At 42.8% G+C, this 25,250-nt stretch carries 25 protein-coding genes; 11 read left to right on the top strand and 14 right to left on the bottom strand.

Going from position 1 to position 25,250, the window contains the following annotated elements:
- Window positions 1-648 carry a Uma2 family endonuclease gene (locus tag PseudUWO311_RS04155; protein WP_142653834.1) on the bottom strand — a complete coding sequence of 216 codons (648 nt, stop codon included), beginning with the start codon at window positions 646-648 and terminating at the stop codon, window positions 1-3.
- Between the two features lie 102 nt (window positions 649-750).
- On the opposite strand from PseudUWO311_RS04155, the gene PseudUWO311_RS04150 reads away from it, so the two are divergent.
- Entirely contained in the window at window positions 751-1,323 is a 573-nt protein-coding gene (locus tag PseudUWO311_RS04150) for a Uma2 family endonuclease (protein ID WP_142653832.1), read from the top strand.
- A gap of 11 nt (window positions 1,324-1,334) precedes the next feature.
- Complete coding sequence (locus PseudUWO311_RS04145) at window positions 1,335-2,171, top strand: Rpn family recombination-promoting nuclease/putative transposase (RefSeq protein ID WP_142653830.1); 837 nt, start codon at window positions 1,335-1,337, stop codon at window positions 2,169-2,171.
- 27 nt (window positions 2,172-2,198) lie between these two features.
- Here PseudUWO311_RS04145 and PseudUWO311_RS04140 read toward each other — a convergent pair whose 3' ends face one another.
- From PseudUWO311_RS04140 to PseudUWO311_RS04130, 3 genes are read right to left on the bottom strand one after another with little or no spacing between them, the layout of a single operon-like run.
- Window positions 2,199-2,585 (bottom strand): type II toxin-antitoxin system VapC family toxin, encoded by a 387-nt coding sequence (locus PseudUWO311_RS04140; protein WP_142653828.1) that lies wholly within the window; start codon window positions 2,583-2,585, stop codon window positions 2,199-2,201.
- The gene (locus PseudUWO311_RS04135; RefSeq protein ID WP_142653826.1) at window positions 2,582-2,809 is read right to left on the bottom strand and encodes a type II toxin-antitoxin system Phd/YefM family antitoxin; all 228 of its coding nucleotides are present in this window, start codon (window positions 2,807-2,809) and stop codon (window positions 2,582-2,584) included. Before PseudUWO311_RS04135 ends, PseudUWO311_RS04140 begins: the two co-directional genes overlap by 4 nt.
- Before the next feature lie 20 nt (window positions 2,810-2,829).
- Complete coding sequence (locus tag PseudUWO311_RS04130; protein WP_142653824.1) at window positions 2,830-3,033, bottom strand: DUF7008 domain-containing protein; 204 nt, start codon at window positions 3,031-3,033, stop codon at window positions 2,830-2,832.
- Window positions 3,034-3,091: 58 nt separating this feature from the next.
- Here PseudUWO311_RS04130 and PseudUWO311_RS04125 point away from each other — a divergent pair, with 58 nt between their 5' ends.
- Window positions 3,092-4,033 carry an HNH endonuclease gene (locus PseudUWO311_RS04125; protein WP_142653822.1) on the top strand — a complete coding sequence of 314 codons (942 nt, stop codon included), beginning with the start codon at window positions 3,092-3,094 and terminating at the stop codon, window positions 4,031-4,033.
- Here PseudUWO311_RS04125 and PseudUWO311_RS04120 read toward each other — a convergent pair.
- Window positions 3,941-4,870, bottom strand: a complete 930-nt coding sequence (locus tag PseudUWO311_RS04120; RefSeq protein WP_142653820.1) for a hypothetical protein — start codon at window positions 4,868-4,870, stop codon at window positions 3,941-3,943. The two genes, PseudUWO311_RS04125 and PseudUWO311_RS04120, sit on opposite strands and share 93 nt — an antisense overlap.
- A 75-nt stretch (window positions 4,871-4,945) precedes the next feature.
- Here PseudUWO311_RS04120 and PseudUWO311_RS24825 point away from each other — a divergent pair, with 75 nt between their 5' ends.
- Together PseudUWO311_RS24825 and PseudUWO311_RS04110 are read left to right on the top strand one after the other, a co-directional pair.
- Window positions 4,946-5,113 carry an element excision factor XisH family protein gene (locus PseudUWO311_RS24825; RefSeq protein WP_142653818.1) on the top strand — a complete coding sequence of 56 codons (168 nt, stop codon included), beginning with the start codon at window positions 4,946-4,948 and terminating at the stop codon, window positions 5,111-5,113.
- Window positions 5,034-5,357, top strand: a complete 324-nt coding sequence (locus PseudUWO311_RS04110) for a XisI protein (RefSeq protein ID WP_223807441.1) — start codon at window positions 5,034-5,036, stop codon at window positions 5,355-5,357. Before PseudUWO311_RS24825 ends, PseudUWO311_RS04110 begins: the two co-directional genes overlap by 80 nt.
- A gap of 22 nt (window positions 5,358-5,379) precedes the next feature.
- Here PseudUWO311_RS04110 and pglW read toward each other — a convergent pair whose 3' ends face one another.
- The 6 genes from pglW to PseudUWO311_RS04080 all read right to left on the bottom strand — a co-directional run bounded on the left by pglW (window position 5,380) and on the right by PseudUWO311_RS04080 (window position 14,397).
- On the bottom strand, window positions 5,380-9,513 hold the full coding sequence (gene pglW, locus PseudUWO311_RS04105) for a BREX system serine/threonine kinase PglW (RefSeq protein ID WP_142653814.1): 4,134 nt from the start codon (window positions 9,511-9,513) through the stop codon (window positions 5,380-5,382).
- 24 nt (window positions 9,514-9,537) lie between these two features.
- Window positions 9,538-10,410, bottom strand: coding sequence for a lipoyl synthase (gene lipA / locus PseudUWO311_RS04100; protein ID WP_142653812.1), 873 nt, complete (start codon window positions 10,408-10,410; stop codon window positions 9,538-9,540).
- Window positions 10,411-10,998: 588 nt separating this feature from the next.
- Entirely contained in the window at window positions 10,999-11,358 is a 360-nt protein-coding gene (locus PseudUWO311_RS04095) for a DUF3155 domain-containing protein (RefSeq protein WP_142653811.1), read from the bottom strand.
- A 168-nt stretch (window positions 11,359-11,526) separates the two neighbouring features.
- Window positions 11,527-11,979, bottom strand: a complete 453-nt coding sequence (gene nrdR / locus PseudUWO311_RS04090) for a transcriptional regulator NrdR (RefSeq protein ID WP_142653809.1) — start codon at window positions 11,977-11,979, stop codon at window positions 11,527-11,529.
- 263 nt (window positions 11,980-12,242) lie between these two features.
- Window positions 12,243-12,845 carry a hypothetical protein gene (locus tag PseudUWO311_RS04085; protein WP_142653807.1) on the bottom strand — a complete coding sequence of 201 codons (603 nt, stop codon included), beginning with the start codon at window positions 12,843-12,845 and terminating at the stop codon, window positions 12,243-12,245.
- Window positions 12,846-12,864: 19 nt separating this feature from the next.
- A complete protein-coding gene (locus PseudUWO311_RS04080; RefSeq protein ID WP_142653805.1) occupies window positions 12,865-14,397 on the bottom strand; it encodes a serine/threonine-protein kinase in 1,533 nt (510 codons plus the stop codon).
- Window positions 14,398-14,670: 273 nt separating this feature from the next.
- On the opposite strand from PseudUWO311_RS04080, the gene PseudUWO311_RS04075 reads away from it, so the two are divergent.
- The 3 genes from PseudUWO311_RS04075 (at window position 14,671) to PseudUWO311_RS24820 (ending at window position 18,854) form a co-directional block, all read left to right on the top strand.
- Complete coding sequence (locus PseudUWO311_RS04075; protein WP_142653803.1) at window positions 14,671-17,601, top strand: cation-translocating P-type ATPase; 2,931 nt, start codon at window positions 14,671-14,673, stop codon at window positions 17,599-17,601.
- 473 nt (window positions 17,602-18,074) lie between these two features.
- Entirely contained in the window at window positions 18,075-18,425 is a 351-nt protein-coding gene (locus PseudUWO311_RS04070; protein ID WP_103669468.1) for a Spx/MgsR family RNA polymerase-binding regulatory protein, read from the top strand.
- Window positions 18,426-18,620: 195 nt separating this feature from the next.
- Window positions 18,621-18,854, top strand: a complete 234-nt coding sequence (locus PseudUWO311_RS24820) for a hypothetical protein (RefSeq protein WP_142653801.1) — start codon at window positions 18,621-18,623, stop codon at window positions 18,852-18,854.
- Here the strand turns inward: PseudUWO311_RS24820 and PseudUWO311_RS04060 are convergent.
- Window positions 18,816-19,277 (bottom strand): VOC family protein, encoded by a 462-nt coding sequence (locus tag PseudUWO311_RS04060; RefSeq protein WP_142653800.1) that lies wholly within the window; start codon window positions 19,275-19,277, stop codon window positions 18,816-18,818. The two genes, PseudUWO311_RS24820 and PseudUWO311_RS04060, sit on opposite strands and share 39 nt — an antisense overlap.
- Window positions 19,274-20,803: an amidophosphoribosyltransferase gene (gene purF / locus PseudUWO311_RS04055; RefSeq protein ID WP_142653798.1), complete on the bottom strand. Its 1,530-nt coding sequence runs from the start codon at window positions 20,801-20,803 to the stop codon at window positions 19,274-19,276. Before purF ends, PseudUWO311_RS04060 begins: the two co-directional genes overlap by 4 nt.
- Before the next feature lie 299 nt (window positions 20,804-21,102).
- On the opposite strand from purF, the gene glpX reads away from it, so the two are divergent.
- The 3 genes from glpX (at window position 21,103) to PseudUWO311_RS04040 (ending at window position 24,460) form a co-directional block, all read left to right on the top strand.
- Window positions 21,103-22,146, top strand: coding sequence for a class II fructose-bisphosphatase (gene glpX / locus PseudUWO311_RS04050; protein WP_142653795.1), 1,044 nt, complete (start codon window positions 21,103-21,105; stop codon window positions 22,144-22,146).
- Between the two features lie 317 nt (window positions 22,147-22,463).
- Window positions 22,464-23,765: a glutamyl-tRNA reductase gene (locus PseudUWO311_RS04045; RefSeq protein WP_142653793.1), complete on the top strand. Its 1,302-nt coding sequence runs from the start codon at window positions 22,464-22,466 to the stop codon at window positions 23,763-23,765.
- A gap of 260 nt (window positions 23,766-24,025) precedes the next feature.
- Window positions 24,026-24,460: an HHL1-like protein gene (locus PseudUWO311_RS04040; RefSeq protein WP_142653792.1), complete on the top strand. Its 435-nt coding sequence runs from the start codon at window positions 24,026-24,028 to the stop codon at window positions 24,458-24,460.
- Window positions 24,461-24,514: 54 nt separating this feature from the next.
- On the opposite strand, the gene PseudUWO311_RS04035 is transcribed toward PseudUWO311_RS04040, so the two are convergent.
- On the bottom strand, window positions 24,515-25,219 hold the full coding sequence (locus PseudUWO311_RS04035) for a PleD family two-component system response regulator (protein WP_142653791.1): 705 nt from the start codon (window positions 25,217-25,219) through the stop codon (window positions 24,515-24,517).
- Window positions 25,220-25,250: the final 31 nt, after the last annotated feature.

Here is a 25,250-nt window from a genome sequence, read left to right as displayed (position 1 = left end):
TTATTTAATATTTTTAGCGATCGCCCATTCCCGCACTTGGCGAATTAAGGCATTTTCTTTAACGGTGGGTTTAAGGCTGAGAAATCTTTGTAGATCGGTGGTTTTGACGAAGGGCAGCGCGATACTGTATTGAGAAGCTGCATAGCGATCGCCATCCGTTGATGACTCAAGCACAAATATGGTTAGTACTTGTCCGTCATAGCGCCAAATTTCAGGTACTCCCAGACGGGCATAGATTTTGAAGCGATTGAGTGAGCTGCTGGTGATATCGATTTCGATCGCTAGATCTGGAGGTGGATCGGTCTGTAAATCAATGTTTTCTTTCCCCCAGATTGCGGCTTCATTTTGGATGTAATAACACTGGTCTGGTTCTAAGCCACGGGCAAGATCTTGGCGATCGCAGGTCATCGAGCCAAGGCTACGAATCTCTAGTTCACAAGCTTCTGTGAGGGCTTCAACAATTCTACCTAATAATTTTTTGTAGGTTTCATGGAGGTCAGAGGGCATCCGAATTTCTAGTTGTCCTTGGTCATAGGTGAGTCGGGTGCGAGGTTGTTGTTCGCAGTCACGGGCGATCGCGCGATAGGTTTCCCAACGAATGCTGGAAAGTAAAATGCGCTCAGATGGTGGGGTGAGTGTGGTATGCATACCCAGTAAGAGTTTTAAAAGACTATTTTTGTTAAGTAATGCGATCGCCTGTCTGGTTATTATAATCGTTAACTATGGTCAATTTTTAGGAGGCGATCGCATATGGTGTTAGCCGCGACTAAACGATATACCGCATCGGAATATTTAGCCTTAGAGGATAAAGCCGAATTTAAGAGTGAGTTTATTGATGGAGAAATTATCCCGATGGCAGGAGCTTCCGCAAATCACAACAAAATCGCCTTAAATTTTTGTCGGCTTTTACCGCTAGTAATTGGCGATCAAACCTATGAGACATTCATGAGCGATATGCGGTTATGGATGCCTGAATATAATCGTTATACCTATCCTGATGTGATGGTGGTGGCGGGTGAGCCTGTTTTTGTCGATCAAAGACAGATGGAAGTGACTAATCCCTGTTTGATTGTGGAGATTTTATCTAGCTCTACTCAAGGCTACGATCATGATGGCAAGTTTCGCCAATATCGATCGCTGTCTAGCTTTCGGGAATATGTTTTGGTGTATCAAAATGGTTATGAAGTCGATCACTATGTTAAGGAGTCGGAAGATCGATGGGTATTGCTGACCCATAGGGGAGAGGGGGCTGTAATTAAGTTGGTGTCAGTGCCGCTAGAGGTCAGTTTGCGAGATTTGTATAAACGGGTGCAATTTAGTTAAGGTAGGGCAATATGCGATTTATTAATCCGAAAACTGATTATGCTTTTAAAAAGATCTTTGGCTCTGAACAGAGTCATGATATTTTGATTAGCTTTCTCAATGCCATTCTCTATGATGGTAAACCGATAATTCAAGATTTAGAGATTCTTAATCCTTATTTAGCACCGAAAATACGCGGTGTTAAGCAAACCTATCTCGATGTCAAAGCTAATCTCGATAATGGGACAACCGTAATTATCGAGATGCAGGTGTTAAATATTGAGGGGTTTGAGAAGCGGATTTTGTATAATGCGGCGAAGGCTTATTCTAATCAATTGGGAGTGGGGCAGGACTATAGCTTGCTCAATCCTGTGATTGCGCTCACGATTACCGATTTCGAGATGTTTCCAGAGATTGATCAACTAATTTCGCGGTTTATCCTCAAAGAGAAAGACTTTTTGATTGATTATCCGATCTATGACATTGAGTTGGTATTTGTGGAACTGCCCAAGTTTGAGAAAGATGTTAATGATTTAGAAACTTTGGCGGATAAGTGGTTATATTTCTTGAAATGTGCGCGACAGTTGGCGATCGTGCCTGAAAGTATGAATGTTGTGCCTGAGATTAGCCAAGCCTTTGCGATCGCCAATGAGATCAATCTTACGCCTGAGCAAATTGAGGATATGGAGATGCAGGAGATGTTTATCCATGATCAGCGCAATGCGTTTAAGAAAGCCATTAATCAGGGCAAGGCTGAGGGCAAGTTGGAGATGGCGCGACAGTTGCTAGGTGTTTTGGATGATGAGGCGATTAGTCGGGCTGCGGGGCTAAGTGTGGAGGAGGTGGCGCGGCTGAGAAATATAGAATAAGTTGCGGCGCGATCGCGCCGCCAATCTTTACCAAATTAGGGTTACGGGATAATTGGCAAATAGCCCATCTTTAGTAACTATGGGCATTTTTTCGGTTAATCCTTGAGAGAGGATAAGGCGATCGAATGGGTCTTTGTGATGAAACGGTAAACCCGCTAAGGTATCGAGATGATGGGACTGTATTTCTAGCATCTCGATCGCATTGCCGTAGACCTCACGGTTGACCAATTCTGTGAGGGTCATGCCTATCTCTAGTTTGCCAATACTGACTTTGATTGCAATCTCCCAAAGACTGGCTATGCTCAAATACCTTTGATTAGTTGGAGATTCGATCGCATTTTTGGCAGTTAGACTCAGATTTTGGTTGCCTTCGATAAACCATAAAAAAGCGTGGGTATCGAGTAAGAGCTTCATGGGGCATACTCCGCAAAGTCTTCTAATGGCTCGTCAAAGTCATCGGACATTTTGATTAAGCCTTTGGCGCTGCCAAATTTTGGGACTGGTCGAGTTTTACCGATCGCAATAATTTTAAATAATGTGCCATCGTCATTGACCACGATTACTTCTTCGCCTCTGTTGGCTTCTGCGAGGAGATTAGCGAGGTGCTTTTCTGCGTCTTGTAAGGTGACTTGGTGCATAGTTTTTACTTTTTTACTTTTTACTTTTTACTTTTTACTTTGCCAACGGGTTCCCACATCCTCAAACTCTCAACCGTATGCCCGATCGCTTTAGCTTCTTCAATCAAAAATACTTCGTAATAGTCACCCATGGCTAAGCCGAATTCTGAATCTATGTCGTTGTGCCATTGTTTGAGCCAAGGGATTAGCTCGACTAAACTGGCTAGTAATGGCGCGACCATCATAAGCAATAGGACATATAATCGTTATAACTTAAAAATATCTTTTTCACTAACAGTTAGTATGAAATTTTGGGTAGGAGTCACAGACAATGATTGGTATAAGTTCTTATCTCAATTGCAGCCAGATGAAGTGAATTTTTGGCAGCCTAGTGGCAGACCTCCATTCAAAAAAGAGATTGAAATTTTCCTGTTCAAGTTACATAGTCCACTTAACTATATAGCTGGTGGCGGCTACTTTATGCGATATTCTGACCTACCAATGACAATAGCTTGGGAGGCTTTCCAAGAAAAAAATGGAGTTAGCTCTTTTCAAGATTTTAGGTCAAAAATAATTAAATATAGAAGAAGTAATAATAAACCTGATGTCCCTAATCCAAATGTTGGATGTAGTATTTTATTAGAACCATTTTTCTTTAAGAGAGAAGATTGGATACCTATTCCAGAAGACTGGAAGCTCAATATTGTTCAAGGCAAGACCTACAATACAGAGACGGAGATAGGAAATAGATTGTGGTTACAAGTTCAAGAGAATCTTAAAAAAGTTTCTTCGGTCTCAAGCAATACATTAGTAGATTCTAGTTTAGATAAACTTAGACCGTCTGGTTCTGGTTATGGAAAATCTTATTCTGTGAATCCTCGCTTGGGACAAGGTGCATTTCGTGTTTTGATAACTGATATATATCAGAGAAAATGTGCAATTACAGGCGAAAAAACTTTGCCAGCCTTAGAGGCAGCTCACATAAGGAACTTTGCAGAAAACGGTCCTCATGCGCCTAATAATGGCATTTTACTTCGTGCTGATCTACACCGCTTATTTGATGGATTCTATCTCACAGTTACAAAAAACTTTCAGGTAGAAGTTAGTAATCGAATTAAGGAAGAATACGAAAATGGTAGAGAATACTATGCTTTACACGGGAGAAAATTGTATATTCCTGAAAATCCAAAATATTTGCCAGACAACGAATATCTTGAATGGCATAACAGTAAATTTACTGGTTAAAGAATTTCCCAATGTTTCGCAATTTTGTACCAACACCCGCATATTTTGGCTAGGATTGTTGCGTGATAGGCGATCGCATAGCCGCGTAAAACTGCCCAACAGGAAATGCCCCGACCCACAGGCAGGATCGATCATCTTGAAACCATCCAAACCAAACTCCTTCAGCGCAGGTTCCAACGTGCGATCCAAAATAAACGCCTCCACAAAATCAGGAGTCTGCAACAACGCATACTGCTTCCGCACCGCCTCCGACAAGTCCTGATAGAGATCGCCCAAAAATCTGGCATCCCAATTAGAATCCGTAAAATCATGGACTAACAAACCCGTATTCGCATCAATTTTTTGAAAGAACCGCAACAACAACGCCGCCGCATCCCCACTCAACCAATTCGCCATCCGCCAGATACCATTCCCCTCGCCAAATACTTCCCCCGCCACAGGCAACTTCGCCAAATCCTGAAAAACCGCCAACAAATAATCGCGATCGCTATGGGTGGGAAATTTTTGAAAATATAACTCATGCTCATCCCTTGCCCGTGACAAGCGATCTCCCACCCCCGCCAACCTCGGCGGCTCGATCATTTTGTTATCTTCCAGAAATCGCACAAATACACAACTCAATACCCAAGCCGCCGCCACCTGCGCCACAGAAAGCGATCGCCATTCCTCAAAACTCTGCGCCGTATGCTGTGCCTTCTTTGCCTGCTCATAGGTACTCCGCAACCGCAACCCGATTTCGGGTATTTCTGTAGATGTGCTGCGATCGATCAAGTCATCCTCCAACTTCTTCAAGAGAACTTGTAAATCTTTGAGCAATGATGAGCGAGCGATCGGCATAGTTTTTATAGAATTGTAGGGTCAATTATATGATCTTAAAAGCGTAGGATAAACTGGGATATCAGGAGGAAAGCAATGTCAGCCCGCGATCTATTTCACCAAGTTGTCAGACACGCCCTTGAAAAAGAAAATTGGCAAATAACCCACGATCCCTATGGATACCATCTCCCAATACCGTCAACATATCCAAAACCTCCTAAAAGAACATGCCAGCCTAGTTTGGGATACCCGAATTCGCGCTGAAACTATTTTTGATACCGAACATGACCATTATCAACTCATCTATGTGGGTTGGCGCAACTCCAAACGAGTCTACGGCGTTGTTCTTCACCTTGACATTATCGATAATAAAATTTGGATTCAGCAAGACGGTACAGAAATTGGCATAGCCAATAAGTTAGTAGATCTCGGCATTCCTAAAACAGATATTGTCCTCGCCTTCGATCCGCCAAATCTCTGCAAATACACCGATTTTGCGGTTAGTTAAGTAGAAATCATAGCCAAGGCAACTATTGTAAGTCTGGGCTGACTGCCCGATGTCGATTTTCTAGCCAGCCTTTGGGAACGGTTACTTTCTGCGAAGGACTCAATAAGGGAATCGCTTTACCTTCTAAAAATGCTTGCCGATCGCCTGGCACTAAAACCCATAAACCAGCCAAATCATCACCCACCCGATCTCGCCATTTCTCAAGCCAATTCAAGCGATCATACCTTGCCAGCATTCCCACATAGCTTAATAAAACCGTGCAATTAGCCGCAGCTAATCGTCGATCGACTAAGGCTAATGCGCGATCAACCAGCAATAATAACTTGTCCCAATCCCCTTCATCGGGTTTTGCATCAGTCTCAATTACCAACTCCCAGTTGACCTTAGCAGCATCAGCAACCTCTTGCAAAGCATCGAGCAGCATATCCTCAAAACTAAGATGTACCACGGGCAATCGGTTAGAGATTTCCGCGATCGCCTGTTGGTAATAGGTTGGCAAAACCAGCATCACCAAAAAAGATCCCTGCTTAATTCCACGTTGCAACTTCTCCTCAAATAACCGTGCATCAGCCGCCGCCTCATCGATCTCACCCAAAATCAGCGTACCCAAAGCCGTCGGTTGCCGTGAAAAGGAATTTACAGAAGACGAATCAGAATAAGGACTAAACAAGCGATTCACATAGCAGCCCCAACCTTTTGCCCCCGTTGCATCCCAGCGAAATTCTAACCCTGCTGCCGTCAGCAATTCATCAAGTTGCGGATGGTCTGGTATCTTCTCAGCTGCGGGATAGCGACTAGCAATGCGATCGCGGATTTCCACGACCGTCAGATTATTTACCCCAAATAACGCGCCTTGGGACAATTTGAGTGCCCGTTCTGCTTCCATGCCACGCGGATAAAACTCTTGCCGACTAGATAGCGCCGCCTGATACGAAGCCACCGCCGCCAACCGCATCAGTCTAGACTCATTCAGAGTCTCCATCGTCACAGGTACAGAAATTTCCCTCAATTGCGAAATTGATCGACTTGGCGGTAACAGTGGATCGCTTTGTGCCAAGCGATCAGCGACCTGCCCCAAGGCGATCGCATAGTTAAAGGCTTCGATATCAGCAGCGATCAAAGGCGATGCTAGAGAAGGCTTCGCGTCATCTTGATTATCATCTAGCTTATTTTCATAAAGCTTAAACCGAGGTTTTGCCATCTCCGCTTCCACTTCTAAAACAATTCGCAAAATAGCGATCGCATAGTTAGTGCGTTGCGGCTCATCATAATCCGAACCCCTCGCCACCAAAATCGCCGTCGCCGCCTCGTCTAGCGACATCACCAATCCTGCCGCCGCCAAAATGTCGGCGACATCACTTCGCAATTTCACAATTGCCGAATCCTTCGCCCAACTACTTTTAGATTTCGGTGACCCTTTGCCACTAGCGCGGATGATGCGTTGCACCAGCGTATTAATACTGAGCTTGCTAGGATCGACCACATTCTGCGATATAGGCTGATAGCCCACCTTACTAAGCTCTACTTCGGTGATATCCATGCGATCGCGGAACTGTTTGACAACATCAGCAATCTCACGCCTAGTTTTATTCCCGACACCCCGCAGACTCACCAGCCAAGCTGTCTGTACTGATAGCAATTCCTTAACTGTCAATATGTTGTGGCGATCGAGTGCTTGCAATGCCCTCGCTCCTAGCCCCAGCTCAGCGATGGGAGTATCCTCTGTAGCGATCGCAATTTGCTCTTGTAGGTTGATGCGCTCTTCTTCTGTGAGAGTTGCTCCCGATGGTTCTAGTCCCGCAAAACATTCCCGCCATTCCCGCAGCATTTGTTCTGCATTATCAAAGCGATCGGCAAAATTGCGCTTTAGTGACTTAGCAAAAAACTCTGGCAGGCTATCTCGTAAAGCCAAATCAAATAACTCTGCATCAATCGTAATCTCGCATTCCAAAAAAGAAGGATCGCTAATACCATCTCCCCATTTCGGAATCGTCCCTGTCGCCAATTCATACAGAGTAATAGCGACAGCATAGCGTTCTGCATAGCTATCCCAGATCGGTGGTTTTCTTAGGGGTAGTAATGGATCGAGATAGCCCGTAGTTCCCGCTCGAATCTGATCTATTGGTACTTTGGAAAGTGAAAAATCAAACAAAACCGCATGGAGGCGATCGCCCCGTCCCACCTGACCAACGGCGATATTATCGGGTTTGATATCACGGTGATAGAGCTTTTGATCTTCCAAATAGCGCACCGCATTGAGCAAATCTTCTCCAAATCGCTCTAGTAATTCTAAATGTAGTCTTCCTTCTCGGCGCAGTCTTTGTCCTAAGGTTTCGATTTTTTTCTCAGCTTTTTTCTCGACATAGATCGGGTTCATCAAAAAGGCAAAGCGATCGCCAATCATCGAAGTTCCACGAAACTCTACAATTGCCTCGTGATGTAGCTTTTGTAAAACTTCGGATTCACCGCGTAGGCGATCGTTATACTCAGGATCGTTCGCAACCTTGATTACAAACTCTTGACCATCGAGCTCAACTAAAAAAGCGATCGCTGACCCTCCCTGACCTAGACGATGCAATATCTGAAAACCTCCCGCTAGAATATCTCCTTTTTGCGCAACAATTGGATCTTCGACAAACTGTTCGCTAGGAGTGGTCAATTCCTCTTCAACCAATTCCAAACGCTCAAGAAACTCCACTGTGGAGTCGATCCGCAAACTCACATCAGGATGGGTACTCAACTGAATCAGATCCTGTAATTCCTTGCCCACCCCGTCAATTACACCACTGATTTGTAATCCCTTCGTCGCTCTTAACTTGTTGCTGAGTTCTGCGCCATCACTAGCAGGTGGCTTCCCAGAGAATAGATGATAAGCGATCGCTCCTAAGGAAAAAACGTCAAGATGTTCTCCCTCACTTATGTTAGATAGAGCTTCTGGAGCGAGATATGCCTTACTGATGTCATCAACTAGTACTTCCACATGACTAGTTGCGGCGATCGCCATCTCCCCACCCGTTGTCGAAGCATCGCCACGATAGCCAACCTGCCAATTGAGAATTTTGATTTGTCGCCTTTGTCGAGATAGCTGCACTACAAAAATGCTTTGCGGACAGAGTGCACGATGAACAACTCGTTTCTGATGGGCATAAGCCACAGCTTCGGTAATTTGCCGTAATAGATCTAACCGAATATCCACGCTTAAAATGTCCTTATGCTGAACTAGATAGAGATCTAATCGCATTGAAGAAGGATCGTGATCGAAAATAATTGCCGAGCCAAGCTGATGCTCTGTATAACCATAAGCCCGTAAAATCCCAGGATGCTGCAAGGATTCGAGTAACTGAAATTCCCGTAATGCAGCTCGTTCGACAATTTTTTTTTGCACATCTGGCCAGTTACTATGCACCAGATACAACCGCACTCGCCTTACGGAGTTCGGTAAGCTAACATGCTTTGCAAGCCAATCCTGATAGCCCAGCCCCTCTCCAATCTGTGACTCAAGATTGTAATCACTAACCCTGCGTTGTTGCTGAGATACGCGAATTCCAGCTTGTTCCATTGCTAGGGCAAAGGCTTTACTCGTCGGACGATCGTGTATCCCTTTAGGTTGTTCGTCTAGCCCAGGGCAATCCCGTTTCAATAAAGCTGCCATAATTCCCGCTCGCATTGGTGTAGTCGCTGTCGCTAAGCGATCGCGTAAACAAATCCGAAATCGAGCATTATCCTTTAAATCACACTTCAAATCAGGAGCAGAACAAAAAACTAAGGCTTCGATAAATGGCAACTTATACTTTCCACGAAATGCTTTTTGAGATCCAAGTAGCGATCGTAATTTCTTAGCTTTGCTATTTGCCAAAATCAACGGATTGTCATAAGCGCGAGACTTGCCATCATTCTCCCAAGACCAAGTTCCAGCATCTCCAGATAGTCTCCCTGGACGGCTTTTAATCTCTACTAAAAACACCCCTTGAGTCGTAAACGTTAGCAAATCGATCTCGTTAATACTGCCATCACTAGCAATAAATTCAAAATTTGACCAAGCCCTATACGGTTCACAGTTTGGAAAATGCTGCCGTATATATTCGAGAGCTTCTCTCTCCCAAGCAAAATTTGACTCGGTAACTGTTATCCAGTTACTAGGACTAGGTACTTGCATTTATTCGATTTTCCATTGATTTCGTTAAACTTTTGGGTATAGCTTCATTAACGCTTGTACCTGTTCTGCATGATAAGAACTGCGCGTAAGCGGCGAAGACACCACTTGTAGAAATCCCATAGCTTCACCAGCAATCCGCCATGCTTCAAACTGCTCAGGCGTTACGAACTCATGCAAAGTCAAATGCTTTGCCGAAGGTTGTAGATATTGGCCAATGGTAATAATATCGCAATCAACTGTTCGCAAATCACGCATCACCTCCAAAACCTCTTCGTTGGTTTCGCTCATTCCTACCATAATGCCTGACTTGGTATATACCCAAGGCGCTATTTCACGAGCTCGTCGTAATAGTTCTAAACTGCGTTGATATTCTCCCTGTGGACGCACTCGTCGGTAAAGCCGTGGCACAGTCTCAGTATTGTGATTAAGTACATGAGGTCGGGCTGCCAAAATCGTTTCTAAGGCTTCCCAATTAGCACAAAGATCAGGAATAAGCAGTTCAATTGTCGTTTGTGGCATCAACTTCCGAATCTCTTCGATGCACCGTACAAACTGGGAAGCACCGCCATCTGGCAAATCATCCCGATTAACAGAAGTAACGACGACATGCTTAAGCTTCATCCGACGTACTGCTTCACCCAAATTAATTGGCTCCATCGGATCGAGAGCTTGAGGCTTTTTCTCAAAGTCAATATCGCAGTAAGGACAAGCGCGAGTACAAGCTGGCCCCATAATCAAAAATGTGGCAGTACCTTGGTTAAAGCATTCGCCAATGTTTGGACAAGATGCTTCTTCGCAAACAGTATTTAGCCCCAAATCGCGCAAGACTTCTTTAACATTCCCAACGCGCTCCCATTGAGGGGCTTTAACTCGCAACCAATCTGGTTTGACTGCCATATTTGTAATTACCTAGATTTCTAGCCTATGCAGTTCATGCAATTTTTGTAACATTTTGTATTCTAACATTATTGCGAGTTAGAGATAATTACAGCGCTTTTTGCTTTATCAAAACCCAAGAAATTTTTTAAAAGTGTTGCAAAGCAACACTTTTAAAAAATTTCTTGTGATACATGAAACCTAAACAGCCTTTAACAGCGCTTTACGCCATAAAGTAGACTTTGAAAGAAAGGCTTGAGATCCCCCTTTCTACAAACCCAAAAAAATCCAGAAGTGACATTTCACTTCTGGAAGATGTAATAAAATAGCTCAACAGTTAATATCTGTATAGATAAATAAAAATCCCCATTTTGCAGCTACCTAAATAACTGTAAAAATTTTAAGTATATTTAATAAGAAAACAAATCAAACATACTTAGAATAAGAAATTTACTTTTTAAAGAAGTTTATAAATAAATCCAGATTTCTTCACATTGCCACGGTGAACGCCGTTTGTAGAAGAAATAAGCATGTATATATAAAATTGATTAAAAAGTGACCAATAGAAAAATCGAGATATTTGCTTGCTCTAAATAGACTGATAAAAATTTATCTACATCCAGCTAGTGCAACTTCTCTTTCTTCGGGTGGTTTCAGACTAGGGAACAAGAAGTGATTTTCTTCAACATACTGTGCTCCAAATAGTCCTTTTTCCGCCCAGAAGTATCGATCTGTTGTATGCTCGTTACGTCTTACAAGCAACAGTGCTGGGGGAAGAATACCATGTGTATGAATGTACTTTCGTGCAGCCGTCACAGGCTTGTCTTCACCGCTATCGATACTAAATTGAGGAATATGTTCTAGGATTTTGCGCCCTTCTTGGCGACGTCTACTTTTGCGCTTACGTCTCCTTGCCAAATTGATACCTCCTAATTTAGACCCTGAAATGCGATCGGGATTACAAAACATAGTTATTATAGCTAGGGTCAATAAAAAATTTCAACTTTTCTTTACAAATTTTTGTCACAAGTTATTTCTTTTGGTATAGCTTGGCACTACTGTGAAACCCAAAAGCTATGTATAGCAAGGCAATCATAGTTTGGTTTGATTTTAATTAACACAACAACAAACTTGACGTTAATTTGCTGCAAAGTGGTTTAAAGCTTCGGCAAAATCTCGAACCCCCCGAAATTGTCGGTATACCGATGCAAATCTCACATATGCAACCTCACTGACATCCTGTAAATATTGCAGCACCATTTCACCAATTTCTACGCTTGAGACTTGATGGCAATCGCGTACTTGGAGTTGTGCTTCGATTTCGTCAATGATTGATTCTAAAGTTGTCTGTGATACCCCTGTCTTTTCACAAGCCCGAATCATGCCACGTAAGAGCTTAGAGCGATCGAAGGATTCACTAGCTCCATCCCGCTTCAAAACAGTAATTGGCACAAACTCAATACGTTCGTAAGTAGTAAACCGACGATGACAATTAAGACATTCGCGTCTGCGTCGAATACTACAGCCTGCCTCTGCCGAACGAGATTCTAAAACACGGCTATCGGTATGCTGACAAAACGGGCAGAGCATGACATATCTCAAAATGTGATGTGTGGAACAAACATAGCGCAGAGCAAAGCTTTACCCTATCTATAACAACTGTAAATTATAGTGGTCAGTTTCGCCCAACCAGAAGATTTTTGTCCAGCAATTCTCATCATAAAAATCGTTTTTTTGAAAGCCCACCTAAGGTGGGCTTTCAAAAAAACGATTTTTATAAAAACCAGAAGATTTTAGTTGAGAGTGTTGCTTTGCAACACTCTCAACTAAAATCTTCTGGTTTTACACGGTAACTATGGGGTGTACCCCAATGACAACCATTTTAGAAGTTTGGGTTGGCAATATAGTGGCAGCTCCTTGCAATATGTATTAGAGCTATAAGCCATCAGAGAATCAGGATTAATCGGGGCAATGTACTTTAAGGTAGCTCTGACATAGCACTCACCTAATTGATCAAAATTAGCTGGCTTAGCTGGATAAGCCAATTCATTCTGTGAACCCTTAACTCTTAACCAAGGAGTGCCGTCACTGTCTAAAGCGATCGCATCACTAGATGGCTCAGGAGGTTCAGCTCTATGTAGATTTGGAGTTCCTTTAAAAACTGCCGTAATGATCGCGCCTCTTTGAATCCGCGACCTAATCTGTCCATTCGGGGTGTATCGACAATTTAAAGCATAATCTTCTACACCAGATCCCATTGGTTGTATGACTAGCCATTTGCTAATGGTATAGAAACCACGATTCCCCCTTTGAAAAGCGGATCTAAAGTCCCCATTACTATCGGGATTGGGGACATCAGCAACTTGAGCGATCGCAGCATGAGGACTCAACATTACAGAGCTAATTGAGCTTGAAGTTATTAATAAGAGAAATAGGTTACGCAAATTTAATCTCATATTTCTATCCTTTTAAAAATTAAGATGAGCATCGATATAAGGTAGCCATGCGCTCAAAATTTTTGTTGGGATCGCGTAGCAAAAATGGCAGGTGACCAACGGGCGGAGATTTAAAATTAGGCTGGCGACCCTCAATGTATTCCCATCTTGTAGTTTTGCGATCATAGGCAGTATCGATCGCAAGTTCACCAGATGGACTGAACCAACCAATGTTTTCGTATGTTTTACGAATATCTTTAGCAAAATCTTCGTAAATCTTTTTCTGAGCTGTTAATCCCTGCTTGCCATTGCTTGCCTGTGTCCATAACTGATCAATTAAAACTAGATCCGCACAAGTAATTTGATTAAATTCATCGGGGTGAAATGTTCCATCACGTTCAGATTGATTTCCTGCGGCTTTGAGAAGCAATAAATAGGTTTCATGATCTGCGGCTTTCCAGTTTTTTTCTTTGAGATAGATACCTAATTGCCCATAGTTAGCCTTGCGATCTGATAAAGGTGCTGCTGAGGGCTGAACTAAAGGAGAAGATGAAGTCTCAGGTGTGGCGACAGAAAGACTGGGGGTAGGACTAAGGCTGTTAATTGGCAGGCTATTGCTTTTGAGAGGGTTCCATCCTGTACTAAACAGATAAATTCCACCAGTTAAAGCTAACAAAGCGATCGCAGATGTCAATAATAGAGGATTTGACTTAACCTCCCGATCATCAGTAATTCTAGGAGAAACCGTACTTAGTTTTGGTAGTTTCGCGATGTCTTTTAGGACTTCATCAACTGTCTGATAGCGATCGCGTGGATTGCAACGTGCCATCCGATCTAAAACTGCGGCGAATTCACGACTAACTTTTGCATAGCTGCGCCAAGTAATCTCATTGTCGCGATCTCTTGGGAACTGGCTAGGATGCTTACCTGTCAAAGCTTGCAGTGCTAGCATCCCCAAAGAATAGATGTCGCTATTTGATACAGATTGACCACGCTCTTGTTCGTATGACATATACCCAGGCGTACCAATTGGTAATGTCACCTTGGCTTTATGATGGGCGCTTGCTACTTCCATTTGGACTTGCTTTACAGTGCCAAAATCAATTAATACTAGTTTGCCATCACTATGACGACGAATCAAATTACTAGGTTTGATATCGCGATGAATGACATTGTACTTATGAACAAATTGCAGGATTTCTAATACTTCTTTTATGATTTGAGCAACTCTGGCTTCAGCCATTTGACTACCAGGAGGCATTTCTTGGCTGAGGGGATGTCCTGCGATAAATTCTTGAACGAGATAGAACTCTTTGCTCTCTTGAAAATATGCATAAAGTTGGGGAATCAGATCATGTTTTCCCAATTCTTGTAATGTTTCGGCTTCTGCTTTAAATAGTTCCAAAGCCTTTTGGGTGAAAACAGGATCATCAATGGTGGGATTAAGATGCTTGACCACGCATTGAGGATTTTTGGGCAAGCGAGTATCTTCAGCAAGATAAGTTTGCGAAAAACCTCCTTCTGCTAACTCTCTGATAATACGATAGCGGCGATCAAGTAGCTTGCCTAACATGTTGTCATTATACAGCAATGTTCGATCAAACAAACGCCACAAAGATTATTGAAAGTGTTGTAAAACAACACTTTCAATAATCTTTGTGGCGTTTGGCGTAGTCTTAAGATTTCGCTAAAGCCTCTGGTGCTAGGTTTATATTTATAGTGATTTTCATTTTGTCTTAGGCAAAATAAAAACTCAAAAATCTCACTGAGATTGAGTTTTTATTTTCAAATGAGTACATATTCAATTGAAAAACGCTAGATGAGGAATTAATAGGAGTAGACCAGCATGGCATCACTTCACCAGCCACTATGGGCATTGTCCTTTGAAGAAGTATACGAATCTCTTGGCACTGCTGCCGATGGATTATCGCAAATAGAAGCGCAATCGCGATTAGAGAAATTTGGTGCAAATGAATTGCCTGAACCTGCCCATCGTCCTTTGTGGTTGCGGTTTGCCGATCAGTTAACTCATTTTATGGCTCTCCTACTCTGGATCGCAGGGATTCTTGCCTTTATTTCCCGCACTCCTGAACTTGGTTGGGCAGTCTGGTCAGTGATCTGGATTAATGCCATCTTTAGCTTTTGGCAAGAGTTTCAAGCGGAGAAAGCGCTATCAGCTCTCAAAAAAGTTTTACCGATGCAAGTGAAAGTTTATCGAGACGGTGAATTAAAGCAAATTCCCTCTAGGGAACTGGTGCGTGGCGATGTCATGCAATTGGAAGAAGGCGATCGCATTTCCGCCGATGCGCGGTTGATATCAGCAGAAAGTTTGTATCTAGATGTATCTGTAATGACGGGAGAATCTTTACCCGTAGCACGAAGTCCTTATCCAGTGAGGTTGCGCGAGACAGTGTCAGTGCGTGGCGGTAAAACGATGCTACGTCAAGGCGAACAGCCGATGCAGGAAAAAGTGAATCCATCGGAAATTGCCAACCTTGTGTTGGCAGGTTCAACGGTAGCGGCAGGACGAGCAGTAGCAGTTGTCTATGCAACGGGCGCTGAGACTGAGTTTGGACAGGTCGCCCATTTAACTACAGAGGTAAAGCGTGAGCCCAGTACGTTAGAAATTCAAGTTTCGCGAATTGTGCGGATCATTACCGCGATCGCAGTCAGTATGGGAGTGCTTGTCTTTGTGCTGGCTTACTTTCTGGTCGGTATAGAAGTAAAAGAAAGCTTCATTTTTGCGATCGGGATCATTGTTGCATTAGTACCAGAGGGATTATTACCAACTGTAACGTTGTCTTTAGCGATCGGTGTACGGCGAATGGCAAGGAAAAATGCTCTAGTGAGAAGGCTTTCGGCTGTAGAGTCTCTAAGTGCTACCACGGTTATTTGCACCGATAAGACTGGGACATTAACCAAAAATGAAATGACGGTGCGTTATTTGTGGCTACCGACACAACCAGATCTAAACGATAATTCCGAACCTAATGCTGAGACCAATGCTCAGCAAACCAATAGATTAATTGAAGTCACAGGCGCAGGCTACGATCCCACCAGTGGCAAGGTAAATATGCCCTCTGATTCCGAGATTACGTGGAAAGCTCAGATCCTGCTAATTGGTTCAGCACTGTGTTCTAATGCGCGTTTAGTGCATCTTAATGCACCTAGTCGTTGGCAAGAAATTGGCGATCCGACAGAAGCGGCTCTATTAGTAGCTGCGGCAAAAGCAGAACTAAATTTGGAGAATTTGCAAAAGAAGTTTCCACGGTTACGAGAAATTCCCTTTGACTCTCGCCGACTAATGATGACCGTCATTTTAAATTGGCAATCATCGGAACTATGGGCAGATGAACTTCCCAATCTTGCATTCACCAAGGGCGCACCATTAGAAGTTCTCAAACATTGTCATTGGATTTTGCGTGATGGTGTTCAGCAAGAATTGACCCATGACTATTGGCAAGAAGTAGTTACAGCAAATGATGATTTAGCCAAGCAGGGATTTCGGGTGTTAGGACTGGCGGCGCGTCGTGGTGGGCAAGAACTGATTGATCTCAAGGCACAGGAATTAGAACAGAATCTGATTTTTATTGGTCTAGTAGCCATGTTCGATCCGCCCCGTGACGAAGTACCAAAGGCGATCGCCCAATGCCATCAAGCTGGGATTAAGGTGACGATGGTCACGGGTGATTATGGACTCACTGCTGAAGCGATCGCCCGTCAAATTGGACTGGTTGGAGATCGCGTGCGGGTAGTCACTGGTGAAGGGATGGGACATCTCTCCGACGCGCAACTAAGGCAAGTTGTGAAATATCGGCATGGACTAGTGTTTGCGCGGATGTCACCTGAACATAAATTGCGTTTAGTCCAAGCTTACAAAGATATTGGTGAAATCGTTGCGGTTACAGGGGATGGAGTAAATGATGCTCCTGCCTTACGGGCTGCAAATATTGGTGTAGCGATGGGACAGAACGGTACGGATGTGGCACGGGAAGCTGCTGATATTGTGCTAACCGATGATAACTTTGCCACGATTGTGGTAGCGATCGAGCAAGGGCGATCCGTGTATCAAAATATTCGTAAGTTTATGACCTACATTCTGGCATCCAATGTTGCGGAACTAGTACCATTTCTCGCTATGGTGATCCTCAAAATCCCTCCTGCCCTAATTATCATGCAAATTCTAATTGTTGATTTAGGAACGGATATTTTGCCTGCACTAGCTTTAGGAACCGAGCGTGCGGAATTAGGAACGATGCAGTTACCGCCTCGCGCAAAATCGCAACCTCTTCTTGATCGGTCTCTGCTTCTACGCGCTTACTGCTTCCTCGGCTTAATCGAAGCAGCATTAGGAATGCTTGGTTTCTTTTGGGTGTGGCACAGCTATGGTTATGACTTCAAATCATTGCAATCGATTGCGCCATCCATACTTTCTCGTACTGCTAATCCAGAGATTACCTTCATTTATGCTCAAGCTACAACGATGACTCTAGCAATTATCGTCGCCTGTCAAGATGGGAACGTTTTCGCCTGCCGCTCCGAACAAACTTCCATCTTTCGATTAGGATTCTTTTCTAATCCTTTTATTTGGCTAGGAATTGCTACAGAATGGATATTAATTATCTCAATTATTGAAGTCTCGTCCCTAAGACAAATTTTCTCTACAGCCCCACTAACATCATGGCAATGGCTATTTTTGCTGGTCTGCCCACCAATCTTACTAGGTGCAGAAGAACTTCGCAAACGATTTCTGCGCAGTAGAAGACGGAAGCATTAGCGATCTTTATGACTATATCCATGTCAACTACTCCCTTCCCACTAAAAGAATAGGCGTTATAAAATTAACAAATGGGGGGCGCGGCAAAGCCATGCACCACCATTTGTTAACTGGAAAGGGTAATACCTATAATGTTATACCAAAACACAAAGTGGCTACGCCACTTTGTGTTTTTAAAACCCTTACAGGGTTTGCTTTTTAATTCACAGAAGTGTTGTCACACTTTTGTGAATTGGTATTACTTAACATATGATTTTTTTGCGAGGTATTTAACCGATGAATATCGATAAATGCTGCAATCCTCAAATAGTGAGTAGGCGCAAATCACCTACTCACTATTTGAGGGTTGCGATAAATACCATACAATAGCTGTAGGTAGTCAAAGCTGCCTTGTCGTGTTTTATCTGCCACTAAAGGAGTGGGCTTGCCTATCCCTGTATCTTTTTTTAACAAGTCATAATCCGAGAAAATTTATGTCTATTCAAGTTTATGGCATACCCAATTGTGGAACCTGCAAAAAAGCGATCGCTTGGTTAGACAATCAAGGAATTGCCTACGAATTTATCAATACCAAAGACTATCCGCCATCTCGAACTGCGATCGCCGAATGGGTAAATGCATTAGGGGAAAGAGTAATGCGAAACACCTCTGGACAATCCTATCGATCACTCGGCACTGAAAAAGATACATGGTCACATATCCAATGGATTGAAGCCTATGCCAAAGATTCAATGTTGCTAAAACGACCTTTATTTGTCAAAGATGGTAAGGCGATCGCGATCGGATTTAGAAACCCTGAAGAAATAAAGCAAAAATTAGCTTAAATGAGGCATCTTGTAATCACACATACTCATTCTAAAGAGTGATAGTAATCCCTATGTGAGCTAACGTAATATTAAATCAGTAAATTACGAATTACGAGTTACGAATTACGAATTGATAACTAGTAATTACTAATTCCTAATTTACTAATCGTTAGATTATCTCCAAAAAATTTAATCACATGGGTAAAAACAACAATGAGCCAAAGATTAAAGCGGTGGGAATCCCCGCGCAATGAAGGTCGAAACGATAAAGGTAAGGGTGGATCTGCTCGCCAACGCCAAAAGAAAAAGCAAATGCAAATGCTTCGTAAGAAATTAAAAGCAGGAATTAATCCTAAACAAAAAAGAGATGGTACTAGCGCCATCTCTTTTTTGTTTTTTGCCAACAGGTTAATGCGAAACCACAGGAATCTGTTGAGCAAAGTCTGAATCTCCGACTTTGTTGAAATCAGTCTCACCAAAAATTGCATTTTCAAATTTGTAATGCTTGAATTCTAAAATGTTGCCTGAATTATCAGCCAAGAAAAAGGTTCGATGCTCTAAAGGGGTGTCCACAAAGCGAATTTTTGGTTTTTGATAAAATTTAAGACGCTTATCATGGACTTTTTCTAACAGAGCCATCCAGTTATTTTCGGAATAAAAAACTAACCCGAAATGTCGCGGATAGATGCCACGTTGAGAATCAATATTCTCGTGATCAACATGCGCTACCAACTGGTGACCATACAAACTCATGATCAGCGAGTCGCTTGACTCGCGTCCTGCCAAACAACCCAAACCATCAATATAAAAAGCTTTGGTGCTTGGAATATCTTTTACTGGAAATGCGAGATGAAAGAGGATCTTGGTCATGTTGCCGTATTTTCTAGCATAAGTTTGGTGCGCTTGAGTTTATCAGGAACTTCAATCGGATATTTCCCAGTAAAACAAGCTGTGCAAAAATGCGTGGTATCAATTTGTGTCGCTTTTAACATTTCGTCGTGACTGAGATACGCAAGCGTGTCAACCTCAATCTGTTTGGCGATCGCATCGACAGAACTGTGCGAAGCAATCAAATGATCTTGCGAGTCCGTATCAATACCATAAAAACAAGGGTGAGTAACGGGCGGCGAAGAAATACGCATATGTACCTCAATTGCACCAGCTTCACGCAATGCTCTAACTATTTTACGACTCGTCGTTCCCCTTACGATCGAATCATCGATCACAATTACCCTTTTACCCTGCAAAACATCCTTGAGGGTATTGAGCTTCATGCGGATTCCTGATTCTCGCATCGCTTGGGTTGGCTGAATGAAAGTCCGTCCCACGTAACGGTTTTTGATCAAAGCCTCACCGTAAGGAATCCCTGACTCTCGTGAAAATCCGATCGCCGCAGGAATACCAGAATCTGGGACACCGATCACAATATCAGCTTCTACAGGACTTTCTCTAGCTAATGCGCGACCGATTCGCAGTCTGTAGGTATAAAGACTTTCATCATGCATCACACTATCAGGTCTTGCAAAATAGATCATCTCAAATACACATAGCTTTGGCTTAGCCTCCTCCCATTGTAAAGATTGAATCCCATTCTCGATCGTAATTATCACCAGTTCCCCAGGAAGAACCTCACGCACATACTCAGCGCCAATAATATCTAACCCGCAGGTCTCAGATGACAAAACATAAGAACCATCTTCAGTTTTGCCAATTACCAAAGGACGAACACCATAGGCATCTCTTGCTCCTACGATCACATTAGGCATTGCCATTACTAGACTAAAAGCTCCATGGCATCGACGCAACGCCTTTACTATCGCCTCTTGCCAATCCTTACCTTCTTCTACTGCCTCACCCACGGCAAAAGCTATTCCTTCAGAATCAGTAGTTGATTCGAGAGCATGTCCCTGAGCTGACAGTTCACCGCGTAACTCTGTCGCGTTGACTAAATTGCCATTATGAGCAAGTGAGAAATCACCCAGTCTGGTATTCACAACAATCGGTTGAGCATTGCAAACCTTACTCGAACCTGTAGTCGAATAGCGGTTATGCCCAATCCCTAATGCTCCCTTCATTTCAGAGAGGATCGTTTCATTAAATACTTGAGCAACGAGTCCCATCGCTTTATGTGTATGGGTCGTACCATGCTCATCGTAGACGGTAATACCTGCTGATTCCTGCCCACGATGTTGTAAGGCATAGAGTCCAAAATATACAAGTTTAGCAACATCCCCTTCTGCCGCTAATACCCCAAAAACACCACAAGCTTCCTGTGGTTTGTCAGCCTCAATTTCATTGTCATCATTAAAATCTAGATCATCAGAATCTCTATGATTTATAAGGTTTTTAGGCATCTCATCAGCAAAAACAGAATGGTCAGAATGGTCTGGCAACATAGCAGGTATACGCAATACATTAGTTTGGGTAGAAGAGAAAAGCCCCTTCCTAGATCCTACCAGTGTTAAGCATTTCTTAACCAAAATTAATAAACCAAACCCAAAAGATAGAGTGCGCCGCGAAGCGGCGCACTCTATCTTTTGGGTTTTAATTTGTCCTTCTGCCCTGTAAACTTAATTACAAGGTTGTGTAGTAAGACACAACCAAACTTATATTTTGTTTTCTGGTTCTAAAAAAATTCTAGAACGTAACGAAGTCTTAATAGTCATAAAATTTAGGTAAATAGGTATTTCTACGCATGGATAGTACAATCAGTCTTGAGATTATTGAGGTCGTTGAACAAGCGGCGATCGCATCTTCTAAGTGGATGGGTTTGGGCAAAAAAGACGAAGCCGACGAAGCCGCAGTTGAAGCAATGCGCGAACGTATGAACAAGATTCATATGCGCGGACGTATCGTCATTGGTGAAGGTGAACGTGACGAAGCACCTATGTTATATATCGGCGAAGAAGTTGGTATCTGCACACAGGCAAACGCAGCCGAATTCTGCACAATCGAAGAATTACAAGAAATCGATATCGCTGTTGACCCTTGCGAAGGTACAAATCTTGTTGCTTATGGTCAAAATGGCTCGATGGCAGTTCTTGCTATCTCTGAGCGTGGTGGATTGTTCCAAGCACCAGACTTTTATATGGACAAACTAGCTGCGCCACCTGCGGCAAAAGGTCATGTCGATATCCGCAACACACCTACCAAAAATCTACAAATTCTTTCTGACTGTTTGGGTCGTGCGATCGAAGAGTTAGTCGTTGTCGTTATGGATCGTCCCCGTCATAAAGGCTTGATCTCGGAAATCCGTGCCGCTGGCGCTCGTGTACGTCTAATCAGTGATGGTGATGTATCTGCCGCAATTTGCTGTGGTTTTGCAGGAACAAACATCCATGCTCTGATGGGTATCGGTGCTGCTCCTGAAGGTGTAATCTCCGCAGCTGCAATGCGTTGCTTGGGTGGACATTTTCAAGGTCGTCTAGTCTATGACCCTGCCGAAGTTAATACTCCTGAAAGTGCTAGCTGGACTCGTGAAGGTAACTTGGCTCGTCTTAAGGAAATGGGCATCACTGATGGCGATAAAGTCTATGATGCAAACGAATTGGCTTGCGGTAAAGATGTCTTGTTTGCTGGTTGTGGTATTACACCTGGCACTTTGATGGAAGGCGTACGTTTCTTTGCTGGCGGTTGCCGTACACAATCTTTGGTTATCTCAACTCAATCTAAGACTGCTCGCTTTGTTGACACCATTCACTTGACAAGCGACAAACCTAAAACGATTAATTTGCGCTAATTATTTAGAACTACAAGCCCCGTAGGTTCTGAAAATATTAACCGAAAAGGTGAGAGGTAGTGCAAAGCACTGCCTCTCACCTTTTCGGTTTTATACCAATTCACAAAAGTGTTGTCACACTTTCGTGAATTGGTATAAGGGTTTTAAAAACACAAAATGGCTCTTGCCATTTTATGTTTTGGGATGAGAGAGCGGCGGCGGCTATATTACAGAACGTTAAGGAGTAATAAGTACCTACTACACTGGTAGCTATCTCCTGATAAGCTCTTCCCATAAGATAATTTTTTCTAGTCCTAAATAAGAAACGCATTTACGATATGAATATTGCAGTTGTTGGCTTGAGTCATAAAACGGCGACTGTGGAAGTACGGGAAAAGTTGAGTATTCCTGAAGATCGCATGGAAGCTGCGATCGCTCAACTAATGAGCTATCCGAGCATTGAAGAAGCTGCTATCTTAAGCACCTGTAACCGCTTAGAGTTATATGTAGTTACTAGCGAAGCCGAAAGTGGTATTCGCGAAATTATGCAGTTTCTTTCAGAGTTTAGCCAACTACCTCTACAGTATCTACGTCGCTATCTGTTTATTCTGCTCCGTCAAGATGCCGTAACTCATCTGATGCGAGTTGCTTCGGGTTTAGATAGTCTTGTACTTGGCGAGGGACAAATTCTCGCACAGGTCAAAAACACCCATCGACTCGCCCAGCAACATAACGGCGCAGGTAGGATTCTCAACCAACTTTTTAAACAATCTCTGTCAGCGGGTAAGCGAGTTCGGACTGAAACCGAAATTGGAACAGGTGCGGTGTCAATCAGTTCTGCTGCGGTCGAGCTTGCCCAAATTAAATTACAAAATTTATCTGATAAGCACACGACAATCATCGGTGCTGGCAAAATGTCTCGCTTGTTGGTGAAGCATTTGATTTCCAAAGGGGCGCAAAAAATTGCGATCGTTAATCGATCTCGCGATCGCGCTGCGGCAATGCTCAAGGAATTTGAGACAAGTGATGCAGAGTTTGATATCCGACCATTAGATCAAATGTTAGATTGTGTAGCAATTTCCGATCTTGTATTTACTAGTACAGCTTCGACTGAAGTGATTCTTAGCCGCCAAAATCTCGAAGCGATCGCCCAAAATCACACTGGTTTGACCCTTATTGATATTTCTGTACCCCGCAATATCAGTTCTGATGTTAAAGAGTTGCCAAACACCAGAGCTTTTAACGTCGATGATTTGCAAGCAGTGGTAGCAGGAAATCAAGAAAGCCGTCGTCAAATGGCGATGCAAGCTGAGATTTTGCTAGAAGGTTGTGTTGCTGAATTTGATATGTGGTGGCGATCGCTAGAGACCGTACCTACGATCAGCAAGCTCCGTCAAAAGCTAGAAATCATCCGCGAGCAAGAAATGGAAAAAGCTCTATCTCGTCTTGGTAATGACTTCGCAGACAAGCATCAAGATGTAATCGAAAGCATGACTCGCGGCATTATCAACAAGATCTTGCATGATCCGATGGTACAGTTACGTGCTCAACAAGACATTGAGACGCGCCGCCGTGCGATGCAAATGTTACAAGTACTTTTTGATCTAGATTCGCCATCAAGTCAACTAAAAGAAGGGTAAATAAAAAAGCCACCTTGAGGCGGCTTTTTTGTGACCAGCTAATTACTCCAAAATTAGCGTTGTATGGCTTCGCCACGCAGCGCTAATTTTTTACTAGAAAGGAAATAGGTTGATGGTAAGACAGCGATCGCGCTTCTAAAGACAGATTGTTTTTGAACCATAGACTAAAGTAAACTTTTGTTAAATGTAAAAATCTAAGTGATTCAACTTAATTTACATATTTATAAAAAATTTATTTTTAGAAATCTAGAAGGTAAAAAATGTCTGAAACTAAGGCATCTGGGTTTGGTCAGGTTTCTGGACAGCCCAAGAAGAAGAAAAAAGCACCAAACAAGCGTGAGGCTGCTGCTAGTAAATATGATGAAATGAAGAGCAAGGGTTTGCCTGAGTTCAACATTTTTATCCGTATTAAGGGTAAGGAATGGGTTCCTGCGGGTTCGATGGCAGTGGAACGCAGTAATAAAATTAGTCAGGCAATTTTTCAACAGGAAGCGGAGTTATTGAAAAGCGCAATCCGTTTATATCCTATTTTGCGGAAGTTCAAAGATAATTTGGAATATGGCTATCGTCTAAAAGAGTTTCCTGATGAGGAAGTTACAGTTGCAGTTTTGCCTGATCCAACAATTGGCGATAGAGTGAAGTACGCTTTTGCTAAGGCTAAGGAATACTTCAACAGCCTAACTAAGAAGAAATAAACCCCCAAAGAGAGTTGCGCCGCAAAGCGGCGCAACTCTCTTTGGCGAGTAGTTTCATTCACCTACCCTAACCTTCCCAGATTGAATTGCATCAAATACTGAGTGAATTTGATAAACCTCTTGATCGGTTAGCCCTGAATTCTCAAATAAAGCATTGAAAATTGCTTTACTAAAATATAAGTAACCTTTACGGCTAATCATCCCCGACTGCATAATACGATGAACAACTTCATCAAGACTAATTGAATTAGTTGAAGTCCCACGAGTAGTCTCTTCGGGCAATTTAAACTCAGAGCTTTGTGTACTAGGATTAGCAAAACTAGGACTAGATAATCGAGAAATAGGCTGATTAGGAATCATCGGAGGATTTACAGACCTCCCCCTGTCAGGAAGACAACGATTAATTGCTGCTTTAAGCATCTCAGGATCAAATGGCTTGGTAAGGTAGTCATCAGCTCCTATTTCCATACATTTCATAACGCTATCCATTTCTTCGATCGCCGATATCATGATTACAGGAATGTCACGGAGTCTTGAATCTTCTTTCAAATATTTGAGAACTGCATATCCATCAATTTCAGGCATCATGATATCCAAAAGGATTAGATCATAGAGATTTGCTTGAATCATTGATAAAGCTTCTCTTCCATCACCAGCCATTGACAAATTAAAATCTCTTCTATGCAAACGCCGAGCAAGCATATCGCGATTTATTTCATTGTCATCAACAATCAATACTTGAAAATTTTGAATTCCCATTTTTGCCACCCGCTATTTAAAATCTCAATGT

The organism is Pseudanabaena sp. UWO311 (assembly GCF_006937785.1).
Classification (GTDB): domain Bacteria; phylum Cyanobacteriota; class Cyanobacteriia; order Pseudanabaenales; family Pseudanabaenaceae; genus Pseudanabaena.
The sequence above is the reverse complement of the archived record's forward strand: the minus strand, read 5'-3'. Positions and strand labels throughout refer to the sequence as shown.